Origin of the sequence: Listeria farberi (assembly GCF_014229295.1) — a bacterium.
GTDB lineage: Bacteria > Bacillota > Bacilli > Lactobacillales > Listeriaceae > Listeria > Listeria farberi.
The window spans coordinates 25,120-43,045 of record NZ_JAARZL010000005.1 but is presented as its reverse complement, the minus strand read 5'-3'; the positions used below and the strand labels follow the sequence as shown (position 1 = coordinate 43,045).

Genomic DNA, 17,926 nt, shown 5'->3' with positions numbered 1-17,926 from the left:
TTTATCATAGAGCAGGACAAATTGGGACATATAGTTAAAAAAAGCTATGCCGCATATGGGCATAGCTTTTTTTAACGAAAAACTTCCGCGCCGCTTCCTTCGACATCAAGAAGAAGAACGTCCGCATCGATTTCCAGTGTTTGTAAAGATGTTTGCAGTGTGTTAGCGAGGTTTCGAGGAGCGAACACTAAGACAGTTGGGCCCGCACCGCTCAAACAAGCAGCATAGGCTCCTTCACTTTTAGCAACATCGCGAATTTGTGTTAAATGTGGCACTAATTGACTGCGATATTTTTCATGCCATAAATCGCGTTCCATCATTTCTCCAGCCAGTGTCATATCATTGCGCAAAATTGCTGCAATCATTACATTGGCGATACTGCTCGCTTGGACAGCTTCTTTGAATGGAAGCGTATCAGGCAAAACACCGCGACTTTCCGAAGTGAGAAGTTCTGCCTTTGGAATAAAAGCAATTAAAGCACAATCCGGAAAAAGGTGGCGCACATAGAAATCTTCTCCATCTAATTTTGCTCCTACGACCCAGTTTCCTAGAACAGCAGGCGCAACATTATCTGGATGGCCTTCTATTTCAGCAGCTATACGAACTTTTTCCTCTTTTGAAAGGTTAAGTTCAGCAAGTGTATTGGCTAATTCAATCCCCGCAACAACCGCTGCAGAACTACTACCGAGTCCACGGGCTGGCGGTATATCGCAGGTCATCACTAAATGGTGCGGTATTAAATTAGGCGCTAGGTTTAAGGCAGTTTCGATAATCACATTCGTTTCATCGTGCGGAATTCCACCGCCAATATTATGTTCGATATACCAAGCATCAGCCTTCGCTCCAATATCAAGTGTTAAATACAACGTTAACGCTAAGCCACACGAATCAAAACCGGGACCGAGATTGGCCGTTGTTGCCGGGACACGGATACGCATTAAGCTTTCACTCCTGAACGTAAATGTATACGCATTGCTTCGATATCATCCACATGGGAAATCGGAATTTCATGCACACTCATCGCAGTATCCGGATCTTTTAATCCGTTTCCAGTAAAGACACAAACAACAGTTTCACCTTTTTTAATTGTTCCATTTGCTACATGTTGGATGACACCAGCTAATGATGCAGCAGAACCTGGCTCGATGAAAACACCATCTTGTGCTGCGATTTTTTTATAAGCATTAACGATTTCGTCATCTGTTACAGAATGAATATAACCACCAGATTCATCGCGAGCTGCTTCTGCAAGTCCCCAACTAGCTGGGTTTCCAATACGAATAGCTGTGGCAATCGTTTCCGGGTTATCAATTGGTTTTCCTTGAACTATCGCCGCAGCACCTTCTGCTTCAAAGCCATGCATCCGCGGAAGTCCAGAAGCCTTAGCCTCGTTCCACTCTTTAAAACCTTTCCAATATGCAGAAATATTTCCCGCATTACCGACTGGAATTGCAAGAACATCTGGCGCTGAACCTAATTGTTCACAAATTTCAAAGGCTGCTGTTTTTTGCCCTTCTATACGATATGGATTTACGGAGTTTACTAATGTCACTGCTTCAGTTTCAGCTAGTTCACGAACAGATTTTAACGCTTCATCAAAATTACCTTGAATCGAGATAATGTCTGCGCCGTACATAACTGCTTGCGCTAATTTTCCTAAAGCAACTTTTCCTTCTGGAATAACAATATAGGCTTTTAATCCCGCGCGTGTTGCGTATGCGGCTGCGGCTGCGGAAGTATTCCCTGTTGATGCACAAATAACTGCCTCGGCACCTTCTTCTTTCGCTTTAGCAACAGCCATAACCATCCCACGATCTTTAAAAGAACCTGTTGGATTTAAACCTTCATATTTTCCGTATAAAGTAACACCTAGTTCTTTGGACAAATTTGGTAAAGGAATAAGTGGTGTATTTCCTTCCGCAAGTGAAATCATTGGCGTTTTATCAGTTACTGGCAGATATTCTTTATATTTTTCTAGTAAACCTTTATACATATTTAACCCTCCACAACGGAATATTTTGCGAGCATTTGCATTTCTGGCTCATTTTTGACCCTAGATATTGCTTGTTCTAATTGCGCTTGGCTTGTTGAGTGTGTCACGATAACAACTGTCGCCGTAAAATCATCATACGGTTGTTGTAAAATTTTATCAAAACCAACACCAGCTTCTGCAAAAATCTGTGTCAGCTTAAGGAAGGTTCCTGTTTTATCGTCCATTGTTAGACGAAGATAGTATTTGGAGAAAACTTGTTCTTTCGGTGTATGTTTTGTTTCGTGTTTGTAACTGTTAAAAGCATTGCCGTTAGTACCGAGGCGGCTATTTTTGGCAACAGTAATTAGATCACTAACCACACTTGTCGCTGTTGGCAGTTCGCCAGCACCAGGTCCGTAAAACATTGTTTCTCCGACTGCTGCCCCAGTTACAAATACGGCATTATTCTCATAGTTAACGCCAGCAAGCGGATGTGCTTTTGGTAATAACACTGGTCCAACATTAACATTAACAGTGCCATTTGTTTCTTCGGCAGTACCTACTAGCTTAATTTTATAACCTAATTGATAGGCTACTTCGATATCTTCAGGCGAAATCCCGCGAATACCATTTGTTTCTACATTATCTAAATTCACATTCATACCAAATGCGAGTCTTGTCATAATAACCATTTTTCTCGCTGCATCAATGCCGTCCACATCGTTTGTCGGATCGGACTCGGCAAAACCCAATGCTTGAGCTTCTGCTAAAACTTCTTCATATGACTTTTTCTCTGTCGTCATTTTTGTAAGCATAAAATTGGTCGTCCCGTTGACGATTCCCATTACTTTTTGAATTTTATCTGCTGCTAGGCTGTTGACGATTGTACGTAAAATCGGAATCCCACCTGCAACACTTGCTTCATAAAACAAATCACAATTATTCGCTTGTGCAACTGCCACTAATTCGTCGCCATGTAACGCAATCAAATCCTTATTCGCAGTTACTACATGCTTTCCAGCTTTCAAGGCCTGCAAAATGTATTCCCGCGCAGTTGTGATGCTGCCCATAACCTCGACAACAACAGCAATTTCTGGATCATCCAGTACATCAGACGGATTGGTGGTTAGTTCAAAACCTTTTGTTTCATAACGGCGATTTTTTTCTAAGTCACGAACTAGCACTTTTTTTACCGAAATACGGTAGCCAGTTACTTGACTAATTTTTTCTTGATGCTCTTCTAAAATATGAATAACACCGCTACCTACCGTTCCAAATCCTAACACACCTACTTGTAACTTTGCTTCCACTTGAAAACCTCCTTATTATTGTTTAACAAAACAGAAAATTTAACTTTTTTAATACCTACTCATAAAAAAAGTAATTAGTGATATTATACGCAACTTCACAGGGAAAAGTAAACCCTTGAAAGGAAAGTTTTTATTTTTAGTAGTTTCAGGAAATAGTTCTATAAAAAAAACACACCCGGCAAAAGCCGAGTGTGCAAATTATTTCGTTCGTTACATACAGTCTTATTTGAGACCGTATTTTTTGTTGAAGCGGTCCACACGGCCGTCTGCAGTCGCATGTTTTTGTTTACCAGTATAGAACGGGTGCGAATCAGAAGAGATTTCGACACGAAGTAATGGATACTCGTTGCCATCTTCCCATTTAATTGTTTCGCTTGAGCTCTTAGTAGAACCTGACAAAAATTTGAAATCAGTACTAGTATCAACAAATACCACTGGACGGTACTCAGGATGAATTCCAGTTTTCATTTCTTTTCAACTCCTTCGCCCTGAATCATCTGAAACAGAGTAATTAAGTGCTTTTACACACAGTATAAATATTATAACAATGTTGAAGCAAACAAGCAAGATTATTTTTGCACTTTAAAGATTATCCATTTGCTAAACACGTAGTTCAGTACAAGCACAATAATATTGGTCCAAATTTTCGCCCATAATTCGTCTACAGATAAATAACTGATTAACAGAATCATGACTAAAATATCTATTATATAAGTTAAACAACGAAAACCAAAAAACGAACTCGCTTCACGAAGACGATCTTTCCAAGTTGGCGTATAACTTTCAAAAACAAATTTTTTATTAGAAAAGTAGGCAAAAAGTACAGATGCGATAAAAGCGATTGTGTTTGCAATACGATAATCCCAGTTCAAGATATACGTACATAACCAAAATGTCACGATATTAATAACTGTTGCAAAACCGCCCATAATTAAATACATCAAAATACTATGTATCTGGTCCGTATACCATGGAATTTTATTTAACAATTGTCTTATTTTACTCATAAAATAACTTCTTTCTCAGTAAGATATTTGGTTTATTTTTTAAACATTTCCTCTTGTAAAAGCTCATAAAAAGCTTCATTATTCTCTGTTTTCTTCAAATAGCGCACAAAGCGTTCTGAAATATCTAGTCCGTCGCTTTGTTTTGGCATAGCCTTACGAATTTTCCAAAGTTGTTCTAGGCGTTCTTTAGACAATAGCAGTTCTTCTTTTCTTGTACCAGAACGGCGCATGTCAATTGCTGGAAATACGCGGCGCTCAGCAAGCTGGCGATCAAGATGTAACTCCATGTTACCAGTACCTTTGAATTCCTCGTAAATAACATCGTCCATTCGTGAACCGGTATCAACTAGTGCTGTTGCAAGGATGGTCAAACTTCCGCCTTCTTCAATATTGCGTGCTGCGCCAAAGAAACGTTTAGGACGATGAAAAGCAGCTGGATCAATACCACCAGAAAGTGTACGACCACTTGGAGGAATAACCAAATTATAAGCTCTAGCTAAACGTGTGATACTATCCATCAAAATAACTACATCCCGTTTTTGTTCTACTAGACGCATAGCTCGCTCAAGAACTAGTTCAGCTACTTTAATATGATTTTCCGGTACTGCGTCAAAAGTGGAACTGACAACATCTGCTTTTACCGAACGTTCAATATCTGTTACTTCTTCTGGGCGTTCATCAATTAATAAGACAATTAATTCAGACTCTGGATGATTAGTCGTAATCGCATTTGCAATTTCTTTGAGTAACACTGTTTTACCTGCTTTTGGCGGCGCTACAATCAGCCCACGTTGCCCAAAACCGATTGGCGAAATTAAATCAATTGTGCGCGTCGAAATTGGCATTTTTCCAGTTTCCAAATGAATTTGACGATCTGGATAAAGTGGTGTTAGACCAGGAAAATGTACTCTTTCTTTGGCTACTTCCGGATTTTCCCCATTGACCGCTTCCACGTGTAGTAAGCCAAAGTAACGTTCATTTTCTTTCGGAGGACGCACTTTCCCTGATACTTTATCCCCTGTCCTTAACTCAAAACGTCTAATTTGAGAGGCCGAAATATAAATATCTTCCGAACTAGAAGAATAATTAATTGGACGTAAAAAACCAAAACCTTCATTTGGAATAATTTCTAAAACGCCTTCCATAAAAAAGAAACCTTCTTTTTCTGCATTTGATTTTAGCAAAGCAAAAATAAGTTCTCTTTTCGTTAGTTTGCTATAATAAGCGATTTTATGTTCTTTTGCCAAAGCGTAAATATCTTTTATTGTTAAACTTTCTAAGTATGCAATGGACAATTTTGCCATATGTGTACCACCTTTTTGAGTTAATAATTTTTTATAGGTTTTTAGGAATAAATGGGAAAAGAGGTGAAATCGAGGCAGGCTGAAACGAACTGATTCCGCTCAGCCTCTTTTTATAATTTAGTTTCTACTGCACTAATACGAGTAATATCGGCGCCAATTGCAGAAAGCTTTTCGATAATTTTACTATAACCACGTTCGATATGTTCAACACCGTGAATTTCTGTTTTTCCTTCTGCTAGAAGCCCTGCAATAACTAGAGCAGCTCCAGCTCGTAAATCAGTTGCTGTAACTTTAGAACCTTGAAGTTTTACAGGTCCACTTATAACAGCAGATCTACCTTCTAACTTGAATTTCCCGCCCATTCGCTCTATTTCAGCTATATGCTTAAATCGGCTCGGATAAATCGTGTCAGTAACAACACTACTACCTTCCGCACGGGTTAAAAGAGCTGTTAATGGTTGTTGTAAGTCGGTAGGAAACCCTGGATACGCATATGTTTTAATATCTACTTTTTTGATTTTTTCTACTTCGCCAACAAAAATTGCATCTTCTTCAATCTCCATCGGAACTCCCATTTCTGTCATTTTGGCGATGATTCCTTCTAAATGGGTGGGGATGACATTTTCAATTCGCACACCTTTTCCAGACGCTGCAGCAAGCACCATAAAAGTTCCCGCTTCAATTCGGTCAGGTATAATTGTATGGTGACAGCCATGAAGGTGATCGACACCAGTGATTCGAATAGTGTCTGTCCCAGCACCTTTAATAATTGCTCCCATATTTGAAAGAAGGGTTGCAACATCAATAATTTCTGGTTCTTTTGCTGCATTTTCGATAATTGTTTTACCTTTTGCACGAACGGCTGCTAGCATGATGTTAATTGTCGCTCCAACACTTACAACATCTAAATAAATCCGCGCACCTTTTAGTTCGTCAGCGCGCAAATAAATTGCACCTTGTTCGTTCGTTACTTTTGCGCCTAGTGCTTCAAACCCTTTAATGTGCTGATCAATTGGACGCGGACCTAAATAACAACCACCCGGAAGCCCAATAACTGCTTTTTTAAATCGCCCTAGCATAGCACCCATTAAGTAATAAGATGCGCGTAGTTTCTTCACATTTCCTGTTGGAAGTGGCATAGAAATCATATTTGCTGGATCAATAACTGCTGTTTTATTATCATAACGGACACTACCGCCAAGTTCTTCTAAAATATCATAAAGTGTATGAACATCCGAAATATCTGGTAAACCTTCTAAAACTACTTCAGATTCCGCTAAAATCGCAGCTGGAATCAAGGCAACTGCGCTATTTTTTGCACCATCTACTTGCAAAGTTCCGGCTAATTTTTTGCCACCTTGTATAATCAATTTATTCGTCACAAATGTACCCTTCTTTCCTGAAGCATGTAATACTTACTCATTATCCATTAAATTGTTTTACTTTGCAAGATTCTTTCATCAAAAAAAGCCGGGAACAATTCGTTCCAAGCTTTTCATTATTGCGAAACATTTTTTACTGGTGCTTTTGCTAGCGCTTCTATATGCGGTTTAATCTTTTTAGAGGCGGTGTCTTTAATTAGCAAGGCTCCCGCGCCAAAAATAATACAACTATAATAGGTGATAATTCGCCATAAAACTAGCGCCATCAATAATTTTGCCGGACCAAGTAACATACCAAACAACAATGTAAATGTATATTCCGCACCACCTGCGCCTCCAGGAGTTGGCATAACAGTAGCAAACATAATAATAAAAGCATGATAAGTAATCGCCATATAAAGTCCAATCCCATTCACGTCGATTGCCTCTAAAATAAAGAAAGGTATAGAGAAATAAATCCATAATTGTAGTGTCGTGTAAAAACAACAGCGCACAATTAATTTCCAATCTTTCCCAATCCTGCTGCTTTCTTCATGGAAAGTAATAATTTTTTCATCTAATGTGTTTTTTAAATTCGCAACTCTTTCTTTTTTCATAAATAATCTAGTCGGAAGTAAGAGTCCATGCACTAATTTTGTAGTAAATTTTTGACTTCTGCCGACTAAAATCAAAGCTGCAATAACTACAACATGAACACCAAAACCAAGTAAAACAAGAAATTTAAGTTGTGTTACCCCTGTCATCAAGTAATGGATACCAAAAATCAAAATAACTAAAAAATTAAGTACAACCATCGCTTGATAAATAATAAATTTCACGAGTAAAACCGAACTTCCTCGACCTGCATCCATTCCTTGTTTTGTTAGCATTACAAGCTGTGCTGGTTGCCCACCTGTTGCCATTGGAGTAATTGTATTAAAAAATTGACCAATCATTGTAATTCGAAAAGAAGAAAAAAAGCGCTGTTCTTTATTTGCAGGTTTGGAAGCGGTTTGTAAAACTACTGCTTCTAAAAACCAATAAATAAACATAGCCAGAAATGCTGCCAAAAGCCACCACGGATTGACTTTTAACATCGAAGCAAAGAAAGTGGAAATATCTACGCCTTGAAATTGCCAAATAATGAAGCCAATACTAATCGCCAGTACAATAGCTATATTAAAAAGATTCTTCTTTGCGCTTCCACTCATGTACTCACTCCTTCGTTAATAATCCTTGATAAAAGGCCAACCATATTTTCGCTAAACGATCTTCTGAATAATAGGTTGCACCCTCTTTAGCAGCTTGCAACATTTCATTATAATAATCACCATCATGTTCCAAGCGTTCTATTGCTCGTACAAAACCAGGATTATCAACTTCTTTCACATAATAGCCAGTTAAAATTTCTTCATATAATTCTAAATTACGAAGCAATATAGGAACATCCGCACTCATAGCTTCTAAAATCGCCATAGGAAATAACTCATTATAGGATGGCATAAAGAACAAATCCGCCATATTAATACAAGCATTCATTTCAGAACGATCCACAATACCAATAAATTTCACATTTGCTGGAGGGTTATCATAAATTTTCTTAAGTTCTTCATACCCCGAAGTAATCTTTCCAAAAGAAAATCCCCCCGCCCAAACAAATTGCACATCAGGCAGTTGTTTAGCAACCTCGATAAAATCAAGTACACCTTTACGATGTTGCACTTGACCAATTCCAATTACCGTAAACTTGTCTTCTGGAATTCCATATTTCGCCCGAGCAACTTCCTTATCTGCTTTTGAAATAGGGAAAAAACTCTTTTTGGAAACGAAATTCGGGATATAATGAATTTTTTCTTTTGGAATATCATATGCCGTAAGTTTGGGGATAAATGATGGATTCACAACAACAATCTCATCCATTCGTTTATAAAAACCAATCAAATATTTATAGAAAACGACGCGAGCAATCCAAGGCAATTTGAGACTGCCTTCCATCGTTTCTGGTAAAAAATGCACATAACCAACTCGGACTCCTCGTTTTTTCTTAAAAAAGGTCGAAAGAAAAAAACGGAAATCAACGGTATGGTAATGCGTGATATCCGATTTCTTAAAACTATTAATCTTCATATCAATCTCATCTGCATATCTTTCTTCTAGTAAATTCACAAGTTCGCGGTATGCTGATGCTACGCCTTGCCCTTTTACTTTTTCTGCTGATGATAGCATTGTTAACTTAATCACGCCGCGATGACCTCTCTTTCCTTTGAACGTGCGTAGAGGAAGAAAGTGAAAATACTTGAGAAGCAATTTTACTTTTTATTAATGTTGGCTTTACTTTAATTGTGCCGTTTTGTCGCTTTACACGGTATATCTCGCGAACCTCATTATATGTAGACTCAATATTGATGCCAAACTGTTCCGCCGAAATTGATTCTACTTTTACTCTTCCATTTTTAGCTACTAAAGTCGCAACTTCTTTATCAGAAAATATTTTAATTAATAAGCTTGCTAGTTCGTCATCCTCATCGAATAAAAAGGCTGTTTCTTTATCTGTTAAAAAGTCTTCAATACTTTCATCCCGTTTAGCTACAACTGGCAATGAGGCCGCCATTGCTTCTGCATAAGTTAATCCTTGCGTTTCTGTTGTCGAAGCACTAACAAATAAATCACCTAATTGATAATATAAACTAATATTTTCCCAGTCAACTGCGCCTGTGAAAATAACATGATTTTCTAATTGTTTGCTTTCTACTAATTTTTCTAAGTCTTTGCGTACTGGTCCGTCACCAACAATCACTAGTTTAGCATTTGATTTTGTTTCAAGGACTTCTGGCATCGCATTAATAATCGCATCAATATTCTTTTCATGTGCAATTCTTCCAAGTGAAAGAATAACAGAATCTACTTCTTGAATTCCAAGAGATTTTTTCAAATCCAAAATTCTTTGTTTTTCAACTGGAGCAAATGACGAAATGTCTGTACCAGTCGGAACAGTATACATCAATTTATGAATACCTTGTTCTTCTAAATGATGCCTTACTTTTGCAGTCGGAGTAATTACGGCATCATAACTATCACAAAAAGACTTTGTCATTTTACCAACCATTGAAGGTGTTAAAATTTTACCTTTTGCAATATAATGCAAGTAATCAACATACATTGTGTGATAGGTATGGATAGATGGAATATTATATTTTTTAGCAATTCGCTTACCCAAAAGACCTAATGAAAACTCTGTATGTGTGTGGATAATGTCTAAATTCAAGCGACCTACTAGCTTAATAAACTTATTCATTCCTGCAATTGCTACGCGACGTTCTGGAAAAAAGACAAACGGTATACTAGGTAAACGAAACACACGTCCTTCTTCGCTTTCTCTATCAGCGTTAGGATCCGTCGTTGTAAAAATATATACAGTGTGCCCTTGTTTTCTTAGTTCGTTTTCCATAATCATTATCGATGTAGCTACACCGCTAATTTGCGGACTGTAGGTATCCGTAAAAATCCCTATATTCATTACTATCGCCTACTCTCTTCCTCGTTGGTTCATTCATCATTTAGTATATTATTATAACATAACTCAAGTCATACGTATTATATAATCAACTACATTATGACTCACTTATCTAGATAAAACATGCGCCTAAAGCATGATTTTTAATCGGGAAATTACAAAAATTGGAGCCTTTTGACCAAAAGCTATAGTTATCATACCATATTCATCATAATAACGATAATTAATTTCCTTCTATAGTACTTAAAATTTACATAAAAAATAACTGGCCAAATCAACAAGTGATTCTAACCAGTTATTTTTTATATCATCATAAAGTTCGTCTTACGCTTTACCGTTAGAACCAAACTCTTGAATTTTTTCTGTTACAGTCTTGATAATCGCGTCCACACCAGGGCCGATTACTTTACGTGGATCATAAACTTTGTCATCAGTAGCTAATTTTTCGCGAACAGCTGCTGTCCAAACGATTTGGCATTCAGTGTTAACGTTGATTTTGCTGTGACCTAGTTCAATTGCTTTTTTAATTTGGTGTTCAGGAATTCCAGAACCGCCGTGAAGTACAAGTGGAGCACCTGTAAGTTCGGAGATTTCTTTCATTTCGTCAAAACCAAGAACTGGTTCGCCGTGGTAAGGACCGTGAACAGAACCTAATGCTGCAGCAAGTGCATCAATGTTAGCTTCTTTAACAACACGTAAACATTCTTGTGGATCAGCATAGTTGATTCCACCAGTAACGCCGTCTTCATCTCCACCAACAGTTCCAATTTCAGCTTCTACAGATACGCCTTTAGCATGCGCATAATCAACAACTTGTTTAGTCATTGCAATATTTTCATCAATTGGGTGGTGAGAGCCGTCGATCATTACAGAAGAGAATCCTGCATCGATAGCCGCTTTACAAGAATCAAAGCTTGAACCATGATCAAGGTGAATCGCAACAGGTACAGTGATTTTCAGGTCTTCTACAAGTCCTTCAGTCATTTTTACAACTGTTTTGAATCCTCCCATGTATTTAGCAGCTCCTTCAGAAACTCCTAAAATAACTGGTGATTTTTCTGCTTCTGCAGCTTTCAAAATAGCTTGAGTCCATTCAAGGTTGTTGATGTTGAATTGACCAACAGCATATTTTCCAGCTAATGCTTTTTTCAGCATGTCTGTCATGTTAACGATAGGCATAATACAATTTCCTCCCTCAGGAATTTAGGAAAACCATTTTTGATTTCCCCTAAGATTTGAATTTCCGCCGTGAAAAATAGTGGCAGCTATTTTCCCCTAACAAACTTATGATAACAGATTTGTGATCAATTTACCATAAAAACTAGAAAATTTTCTAGTGAAAACGCTTTAGCCTCTAAGACGGGCTGAAATTCTTTTTTCGTCAGCAAATACTTCTAACGCGTCTGGAATTACCTCTAATGTATATGGTGCTTTCCCTCCATACACACCATCATAACTCACATTTAAATCAGCGTCACTTTTCACTTCGACTTTATCAGCACGCGCATGAATTACATAGGGACTACTTAGATGTTTACCTTTTTTTATTGAAGCAAAAAGTTGGAATAACTTTTTCGGCGATACCTTTTTTAAAATTAGAAGTTCGAACGCTCCACTATTTAATTGAGCTGGCGGGCATAACGTCTCCATTCCTCCAACAGAATTGGATTTATTGACAAAAAATAATAAAATATCCCCTTTAAAGATTTTATCATTATAAGAAATTTCTACATTTACTGGAGATAATTTTGGAAGAACAGTGAGTCCGCTGAAAAGATAAGCAAGTCTGCCCCACTTGGATTTCATGGATTCTTTTACTGCATAAGTTATTTCAGTGATTTTGCCTCCTGCTGCGTTATTAATAAAAAATTCGGTTTCATTAGCTTTTCCAATATCTACGTGAATGGTTTCTTGTTTGGCAATAATGCGAAGCGCTTCTAATGGATCTTTAGCCATGTTCAGTGCTCTTGCATAATCATTCGTTGTTCCTACTGGTAAGATTCCTAGTTTTGGTCTTTTTTCAACTTGCATTAAACCATTAACAACTTCATTGACCGTTCCGTCGCCTCCCGCAGCAATCACCATATCATATCCTGATTCAGCCGCTTGTCGAGCGATTTTCATTGTACTTTTTGGCTCTGGTGTTGACGGAACTAGCATTACCTCTAAATCAGCTTCTGTTAAAATTCTTTCTGCATCTGGAAGTAATTTCCGAAACTTATTTTTCCCAGCTGCTGGATTATATATAATCATCGCTTTCTTCTGCAAATTGCCGCTCCCTCTTTCCTTTAGATGTTTTTAGTTTCCTATTTTAACTGGGTACTGTCAACTTGTTTGACTCAAAATAAAAAACGGCTTATTTCTGTCACATCCAGAAATAAGCCGTCTAATTAAAAATATATTATTTATTGTTAAGTGCTGCACCAACAAAATCTTTAAATAAGCTTTGTGGGCGGTTTGGACGAGAAATGAATTCTGGATGATATTGACACGCGACAAACCAAGGATGATTAGCTAACTCAACTACTTCAACTAAGCGTCCGTCCGGGCTTGTTGCAGAAACAATCATGCCAGCTTCTTCCATTTGTTCTCTATATTCGTTATTAAACTCATAACGATGACGGTGACGCTCTTCTACAAGGGTCGTACCATAAGCAGCTTCAGCTTTAGTGCCTTGCTTAATACGTGCTGGATAAAGTCCTAGACGAAGTGTTCCACCCATGTTTTCGATATTTTTTTGTTCTGGTAATAAATCAATGATGTTATGTTTTGTTTCTGGTTCGATTTCTGCTGAGTGTGCTCCTTCAAGACCAAGTACGTTACGAGCAAATTCGACTGTTGCTAGTTGCATACCTAAACAAATACCGAAATAAGGTACTTTATTTACGCGTGCATACTCGATAGCAGCAATTTTACCTTCAATGGCACGATCACCGAAACCACCAGGAACTAAGATACCATCAACGTCTTTCATGATTTCAGCAACATTTTCTTTTGTTACTTTTTCGGAATCAATCCAGTCGATTTCGATTTCTGCATCATGGTCATATCCTGCATGACGAAGTGCTTCTGCTACAGAAAGATACGCATCTTGCAAGGAAACATATTTACCAACTAGGCCGATACGAACTTTTTTGGATAGATTTTTCACGCGGTGTACTAAGTTTTTCCAATCAGTCATTTCCGCTTGTGGCGCTTCTAATTGCAAGTGTTCTAGAACAATATCATCCATTTTTTGTTTTTGTAAAGAAAGTGGTACATTATAAAGTGTTTCTTCATCACGAGATTCAATCACTTCTGAAGCTTTAATATCACAGAATAGCGCAATCTTGTCTTTCATTTCTTGTGAAACAGGTTGCTCTGTGCGAACAACGATAATGTTTGGTTGAATTCCTAGGCTGCGGAGTTCTTTAACACTATGTTGCGTTGGTTTAGTCTTCATTTCGCCAGCTGCTTTGATGTAAGGAATTAAAGTTGTGTGAATATAAAGTACGTTTTCCGCACCAACATCCCCTTTAATTTGACGAATTGCTTCTAAGAAAGGTAAAGATTCGATATCCCCAACTGTTCCACCAATTTCAGTGATGATAATGTCTGAATTGGTCATACGTGCTGCACGGAAAACGCGATCTTTTAATTCGTTTGTAATGTGTGGAATAACTTGCACTGTTCCACCTAAGTAATCCCCGCGGCGTTCTTTTTTAATAACTTCTGAGTAAACTTTACCAGTTGTTACATTGCTGTATTTATTTAGGTTGATATCGATAAAACGTTCGTAATGGCCAAGGTCTAAGTCCGTTTCTGCGCCATCATCTGTCACATAAACTTCCCCGTGTTGGTATGGGCTCATTGTTCCAGGATCCACGTTGATGTATGGATCAAATTTTTGAATGGTAACACTAAGTCCACGATTTTTCAGCAAACGTCCGAGTGATGCTGCTGTGATTCCTTTTCCAATTGACGAAACTACGCCACCTGTAACGAAAATATACTTTGTCATGTTAAAAAAATCTACTCCTTCCTGAAATGAAAAACTTGCAGGGTCTGACGATTTTCCTGCTGGGGTGGGAAATTGCCAGATAAAACAATATTGTGATTATCTATCTCGCGTACTAATCACAATTTCAAGTATTTTGTAAACCAAAATAAAAAACACTCCGCCTACTTCATAAAAGTAAGGGAGCGCTGATTCTCATAAATATCCGTCCCTATAAAAGGGAGCCCAAATAAAATACTACTAATGATAACGATAGAAGTCAAGTCTTTATTTTATGAAACCGCCATCAATCCATTAAGTAGGCTAAAAAAATCAGACAGATACTTTCCCGCTAAAATGGGTGTATCTATCTGATTAAAATTCAGTTATTATTTATCTTCTGGGTCTTCTGTGTAATCCCCATCAGTGTAATCATCTTCTACGGTTGCTAAATCACCTTCGATACCGTCTGGCAAATGATCATCGTCATCTTCGTCTTCATCAAGCAAGACATCCGCAAGAGAGATTTCTTCTTCACCAAGCTCTTCCACGATTTCTTCATCATCGTAGTCCACGTCATCGTCCAGGATTTCTTCATCTTCATCGTCATCATCTGATTTACGTTTTTTCTTCGGAGTTGTTTGCGTTTGTACTTCTTCATCAATTGCATCCATTGGATACCATGCACGAAGTCCCCACGTATTGTTTCCAAGCGAAATGAAGTTACCATCAATATTCATATCTGTATAAAATTGAACAAGACGCTCCCTTATTTCTGCATCTTTCAAACCTAGGAACGCTTGAATCTCTTTCACTAATTCAGGGAAAAGAATCGTTTCTTTCCGCTGTTCCAAAATAAAATGTGCAACATCAATTAAAGATAATTCACTACGTTCTTCTTGCGTTAAGTTCTTTAAATCCAAAACTGGCACGCCCTTTCTATCGTAATTCCAATTTATTTAGCTGTTATTTTTTCGTTCAGCCCAACTTCACTATTTTACATGTTATTCCTGGCAAGTACAACCTAAATTTTCCTAATTACATCAATTCTTCTTGACTATTTTATATCCGATGTAAAAGAATAGGATGGCCATTAAAAGAATTGGGATTGATCCAAGTTGAAAGTCGTAGAGAATATAGATTGCGACGCACAGAAACACGAAAAGCAGCGCCAATATTATTAATCGCTTCATCATATGCTCTCCCCGTTTTTTCAGTTACCTATGTTTCTATTAACTTTAGTACATTTTGGTTATGACGTCAACGAGTAACCTATATTTATAGGATATCACATTTTTTCTGGTGCAGATACACCGAGAAGTGTCAAACCATTTCTAAGGGTAATTTGTGCTGTTTTAATCAGTGCTAATCTTGCTTTCGTAACTTCTAGGTTGTCCATATCAAGTACTTTATTACTATTGTAAAAACGGTGGAATGCAGTCGCTAAATCATTTAAATAACGAACGATGCGGTGTGGAGCTCTTTTCACTGCCGCTTCAGTAACAACATCTGCAAATTCACCTAACACTTTTAACAAATCATATTCTGCTTCAGTTTGTAAAAGACTCATGTTAGCCTCTTTTGTAGCTTCTAAGCCTTGCTCTTTACCAGAACGTAAAATACTTGAAATTCTGGCATGCGCATATTGCACATAATAAACTGGGTTATCATTAGATGTAGATTTTGCCAAGCTCATATCAAAGTTCATATGTGTATCAGAACTACGCATTGCAAAGAAATATCTTGTCGCATCTAGGCCAACTTCTTCAATTAAGTCGCGCATTGTAACAGATTTACCAGTACGTTTACTCATTTTCACTTGCACGCCGTCTTCGAATAAATGAACTAGTTGAATGATTTCTACTTCTAGTTGATTCGGTGAGTAACCAAGCGCTTCAATCGCAGCACGCATCCGAGGAATATAGCCATGATGATCCGCTCCCCATATATCAATTAATACATCAAAACCACGCTCTAATTTGTTTAGATGGTAAGCGATATCTGGTAAGAAATACGTATAACTACCGTCTGACTTAATCAATACGCGGTCTTTGTCATCTTCAAAATCCGTTGTTCTTAACCAAGTAGCTCCGTCTAGTTCATAAATATAACCATTTTCGCGCAAACGTTCTAATGCTGGCAATACTTTATTTTCTTCATATAAGGATGTTTCTGAAAACCACTCATCAAAAGAAACACGAAATTCCTCTAAATCCGTCCGTAATTTCCCTGTTTCAAATGCAAGTGCATCCACGCGAAAAACAGAACGGCGCTCTTCTTCACTTACGTTCACATATTTATCGCCATATTTAGCAGCTAAATCTTTCCCAAGTAAGATAATATCTGAACCACGGTAACCATCTTCTGGAAATTCAGCTTCTAAGCCTAATGCTTCAAAATAACGCGCTTCTGCTGAAAGGACTAAATTATTAATTTGATTTCCCGCATCATTAATATAATATTCTCTGGAAACATCAAATCCCGCTGTTTTCATAATGTTTGCAAGAGAATCCCCAATTGCAGCGCCACGAGCATGTCCAAGATGCAAGTCACCAGTTGGATTAGCCGACACGAACTCAATTTGGAATTTTTCACCTTTACCAAAGTCTGATTCTCCGTACTTTTTATCTTCCGTTAGAATAACTGGCACTAAATCGGTTAAATAAGCATTATCTAAATAAAAATTAATAAAACCAGGTCCAGCAATTTCTACTTCTTTAATTAGTTTGGTATCTTTTTTAAGTTCAGGAACGATACTTTCGGCAATTTGACGAGGTGCTTTCTTAGCAACTCTAGCAAGCTGCATCGCAATATTAGTCGAATAATCTCCATGCTTCTTGTCTTTTGGTACTTCGAGTAAAATTTCTGGTACTTCTGTTTCTTCTAAACCAACCGCTTGAACAACTGCTTGTTTGATATGTTCAATTAGTTTGATTTGGTTCTCTTGCATGACATTCATTCTGCGTCCTCCTCTATTTTCATTAAAACAGTATATGAGCCGATGTATTCGCCGTGGCTAAGTAAATCATATTGAAATGCAACTTCACTAAGCACATCTGGCTTATTTTCATATAGTTCTTCCATTGATACTAATTCTGATTCTAATTGTAATTTACCCGCCCCTGAATCAACAGAAGCAGTACTTCTCCTATTATCTCGGAAAAAGTGCATTCTCATATTTACAGCACCACTTCTCATTAAAAGCAGCTCGTTATCAGCAATTTTAAGAACCGTGCGAATCGTTCCAGCTAATTGTTTTTCCTCATAATGCAGATAACGATTGCCTTTATCGCGGTAGAAAACACCCGAAACAGACATATCGGATTTCTCTTCTGCATCCATCTGACGGATGACATTGGTGATATGAATAGTTACATTTTTTCGCTCCATTTGATTGGCTGTCATATCGCTTATTTACCCCTTTCCGGCCAGAAGAATAGACGCATTATATTATAGTGAAAAACAGCATGAAAAGCAACAAG

The 17,926-nt window shown here is 37.7% G+C and carries 16 protein-coding genes; all 16 read right to left on the bottom strand.

Annotated features, from left to right (window positions below):
- Nucleotides 1-71 precede the first annotated feature (71 nt).
- The 16 genes from thrB to HCB38_RS12255 all read right to left on the bottom strand — a co-directional run bounded on the left by thrB (nt 72) and on the right by HCB38_RS12255 (nt 17,849).
- Nucleotides 72-938 (bottom strand): homoserine kinase, encoded by an 867-nt coding sequence (gene thrB, locus HCB38_RS12330; RefSeq protein ID WP_185319931.1) that lies wholly within the window; start codon nt 936-938, stop codon nt 72-74.
- Nucleotides 938-1,993, bottom strand: a complete 1,056-nt coding sequence (gene thrC, locus HCB38_RS12325) for a threonine synthase (RefSeq protein ID WP_185319932.1) — start codon at nt 1,991-1,993, stop codon at nt 938-940. Before thrC ends, thrB begins: the two co-directional genes overlap by 1 nt.
- Nucleotides 1,994-1,995: 2 nt before the next feature.
- Nucleotides 1,996-3,282: a homoserine dehydrogenase gene (locus HCB38_RS12320; protein WP_185319933.1), complete on the bottom strand. Its 1,287-nt coding sequence runs from the start codon at nt 3,280-3,282 to the stop codon at nt 1,996-1,998.
- 222 nt (nt 3,283-3,504) lie between these two features.
- Nucleotides 3,505-3,750 carry a type B 50S ribosomal protein L31 gene (locus tag HCB38_RS12315; RefSeq protein ID WP_003726356.1) on the bottom strand — a complete coding sequence of 82 codons (246 nt, stop codon included), beginning with the start codon at nt 3,748-3,750 and terminating at the stop codon, nt 3,505-3,507.
- A 101-nt stretch (nt 3,751-3,851) separates the two neighbouring features.
- Nucleotides 3,852-4,289 carry a cell wall teichoic acid glycosylation protein GtcA gene (gene gtcA / locus HCB38_RS12310; RefSeq protein ID WP_003772268.1) on the bottom strand — a complete coding sequence of 146 codons (438 nt, stop codon included), beginning with the start codon at nt 4,287-4,289 and terminating at the stop codon, nt 3,852-3,854.
- A 32-nt stretch (nt 4,290-4,321) separates the two neighbouring features.
- Nucleotides 4,322-5,593 (bottom strand): transcription termination factor Rho, encoded by a 1,272-nt coding sequence (rho, locus tag HCB38_RS12305; RefSeq protein ID WP_185319934.1) that lies wholly within the window; start codon nt 5,591-5,593, stop codon nt 4,322-4,324.
- A 110-nt stretch (nt 5,594-5,703) separates the two neighbouring features.
- On the bottom strand, nt 5,704-6,975 hold the full coding sequence (gene murA / locus HCB38_RS12300) for a UDP-N-acetylglucosamine 1-carboxyvinyltransferase (protein ID WP_185319935.1): 1,272 nt from the start codon (nt 6,973-6,975) through the stop codon (nt 5,704-5,706).
- A gap of 116 nt (nt 6,976-7,091) precedes the next feature.
- Entirely contained in the window at nt 7,092-8,165 is a 1,074-nt protein-coding gene (locus HCB38_RS12295; RefSeq protein ID WP_185319936.1) for a lysylphosphatidylglycerol synthase transmembrane domain-containing protein, read from the bottom strand.
- Between the two features lie 4 nt (nt 8,166-8,169).
- The gene (locus HCB38_RS12290) at nt 8,170-9,195 is read right to left on the bottom strand and encodes a glycosyltransferase family 4 protein (RefSeq protein WP_185638681.1); all 1,026 of its coding nucleotides are present in this window, start codon (nt 9,193-9,195) and stop codon (nt 8,170-8,172) included.
- The gene (locus tag HCB38_RS12285) at nt 9,188-10,471 is read right to left on the bottom strand and encodes a glycosyltransferase family 4 protein (RefSeq protein WP_185319938.1); all 1,284 of its coding nucleotides are present in this window, start codon (nt 10,469-10,471) and stop codon (nt 9,188-9,190) included. The genes HCB38_RS12290 and HCB38_RS12285 overlap by 8 nt, the downstream gene beginning before the upstream one ends.
- 321 nt (nt 10,472-10,792) lie before the next feature.
- Nucleotides 10,793-11,647, bottom strand: coding sequence for a class II fructose-1,6-bisphosphate aldolase (fba, locus tag HCB38_RS12280; RefSeq protein WP_003768394.1), 855 nt, complete (start codon nt 11,645-11,647; stop codon nt 10,793-10,795).
- Nucleotides 11,648-11,815: 168 nt separating this feature from the next.
- A complete protein-coding gene (locus HCB38_RS12275; RefSeq protein ID WP_185319939.1) occupies nt 11,816-12,736 on the bottom strand; it encodes a diacylglycerol kinase family lipid kinase in 921 nt (306 codons plus the stop codon).
- Nucleotides 12,737-12,869: 133 nt separating this feature from the next.
- Nucleotides 12,870-14,468 (bottom strand): CTP synthase, encoded by a 1,599-nt coding sequence (pyrG, locus tag HCB38_RS12270; protein ID WP_185319940.1) that lies wholly within the window; start codon nt 14,466-14,468, stop codon nt 12,870-12,872.
- Nucleotides 14,469-14,833: 365 nt separating this feature from the next.
- On the bottom strand, nt 14,834-15,367 hold the full coding sequence (gene rpoE / locus HCB38_RS12265; RefSeq protein ID WP_185319941.1) for a DNA-directed RNA polymerase subunit delta: 534 nt from the start codon (nt 15,365-15,367) through the stop codon (nt 14,834-14,836).
- A gap of 365 nt (nt 15,368-15,732) precedes the next feature.
- Entirely contained in the window at nt 15,733-17,403 is a 1,671-nt protein-coding gene (gene argS / locus HCB38_RS12260) for an arginine--tRNA ligase (protein WP_185638679.1), read from the bottom strand.
- Entirely contained in the window at nt 17,400-17,849 is a 450-nt protein-coding gene (locus HCB38_RS12255; protein ID WP_185619349.1) for a YwiB family protein, read from the bottom strand. Before HCB38_RS12255 ends, argS begins: the two co-directional genes overlap by 4 nt.
- Between the last annotated feature and the right edge of the window lie 77 nt (nt 17,850-17,926).

What these genes read in the sequence shown, in the direction of transcription:
- thrB (WP_185319931.1), bottom strand. Translation starts at nt 938, where the DNA reads ATGCGTATCCGTGTCCCGGCAACAACGGCCAATCTCGGTCCCGGTTTT.
- thrC (WP_185319932.1), bottom strand. Translation starts at nt 1,993, where the DNA reads ATGTATAAAGGTTTACTAGAAAAATATAAAGAATATCTGCCAGTAACT.
- HCB38_RS12315 (WP_003726356.1), bottom strand. Translation starts at nt 3,750, where the DNA reads ATGAAAACTGGAATTCATCCTGAGTACCGTCCAGTGGTATTTGTTGAT.
- gtcA (WP_003772268.1), bottom strand. Translation starts at nt 4,289, where the DNA reads ATGAGTAAAATAAGACAATTGTTAAATAAAATTCCATGGTATACGGAC.
- rho (WP_185319934.1), bottom strand. Translation starts at nt 5,593, where the DNA reads ATGGCAAAATTGTCCATTGCATACTTAGAAAGTTTAACAATAAAAGAT.
- HCB38_RS12295 (WP_185319936.1), bottom strand. Translation starts at nt 8,165, where the DNA reads ATGAGTGGAAGCGCAAAGAAGAATCTTTTTAATATAGCTATTGTACTG.
- HCB38_RS12285 (WP_185319938.1), bottom strand. Translation starts at nt 10,471, where the DNA reads ATGAATATAGGGATTTTTACGGATACCTACAGTCCGCAAATTAGCGGT.
- fba (WP_003768394.1), bottom strand. Translation starts at nt 11,647, where the DNA reads ATGCCTATCGTTAACATGACAGACATGCTGAAAAAAGCATTAGCTGGA.
- pyrG (WP_185319940.1), bottom strand. Translation starts at nt 14,468, where the DNA reads ATGACAAAGTATATTTTCGTTACAGGTGGCGTAGTTTCGTCAATTGGA.
- argS (WP_185638679.1), bottom strand. Translation starts at nt 17,403, where the DNA reads ATGAATGTCATGCAAGAGAACCAAATCAAACTAATTGAACATATCAAA.
- HCB38_RS12255 (WP_185619349.1), bottom strand. Translation starts at nt 17,849, where the DNA reads ATGACAGCCAATCAAATGGAGCGAAAAAATGTAACTATTCATATCACC.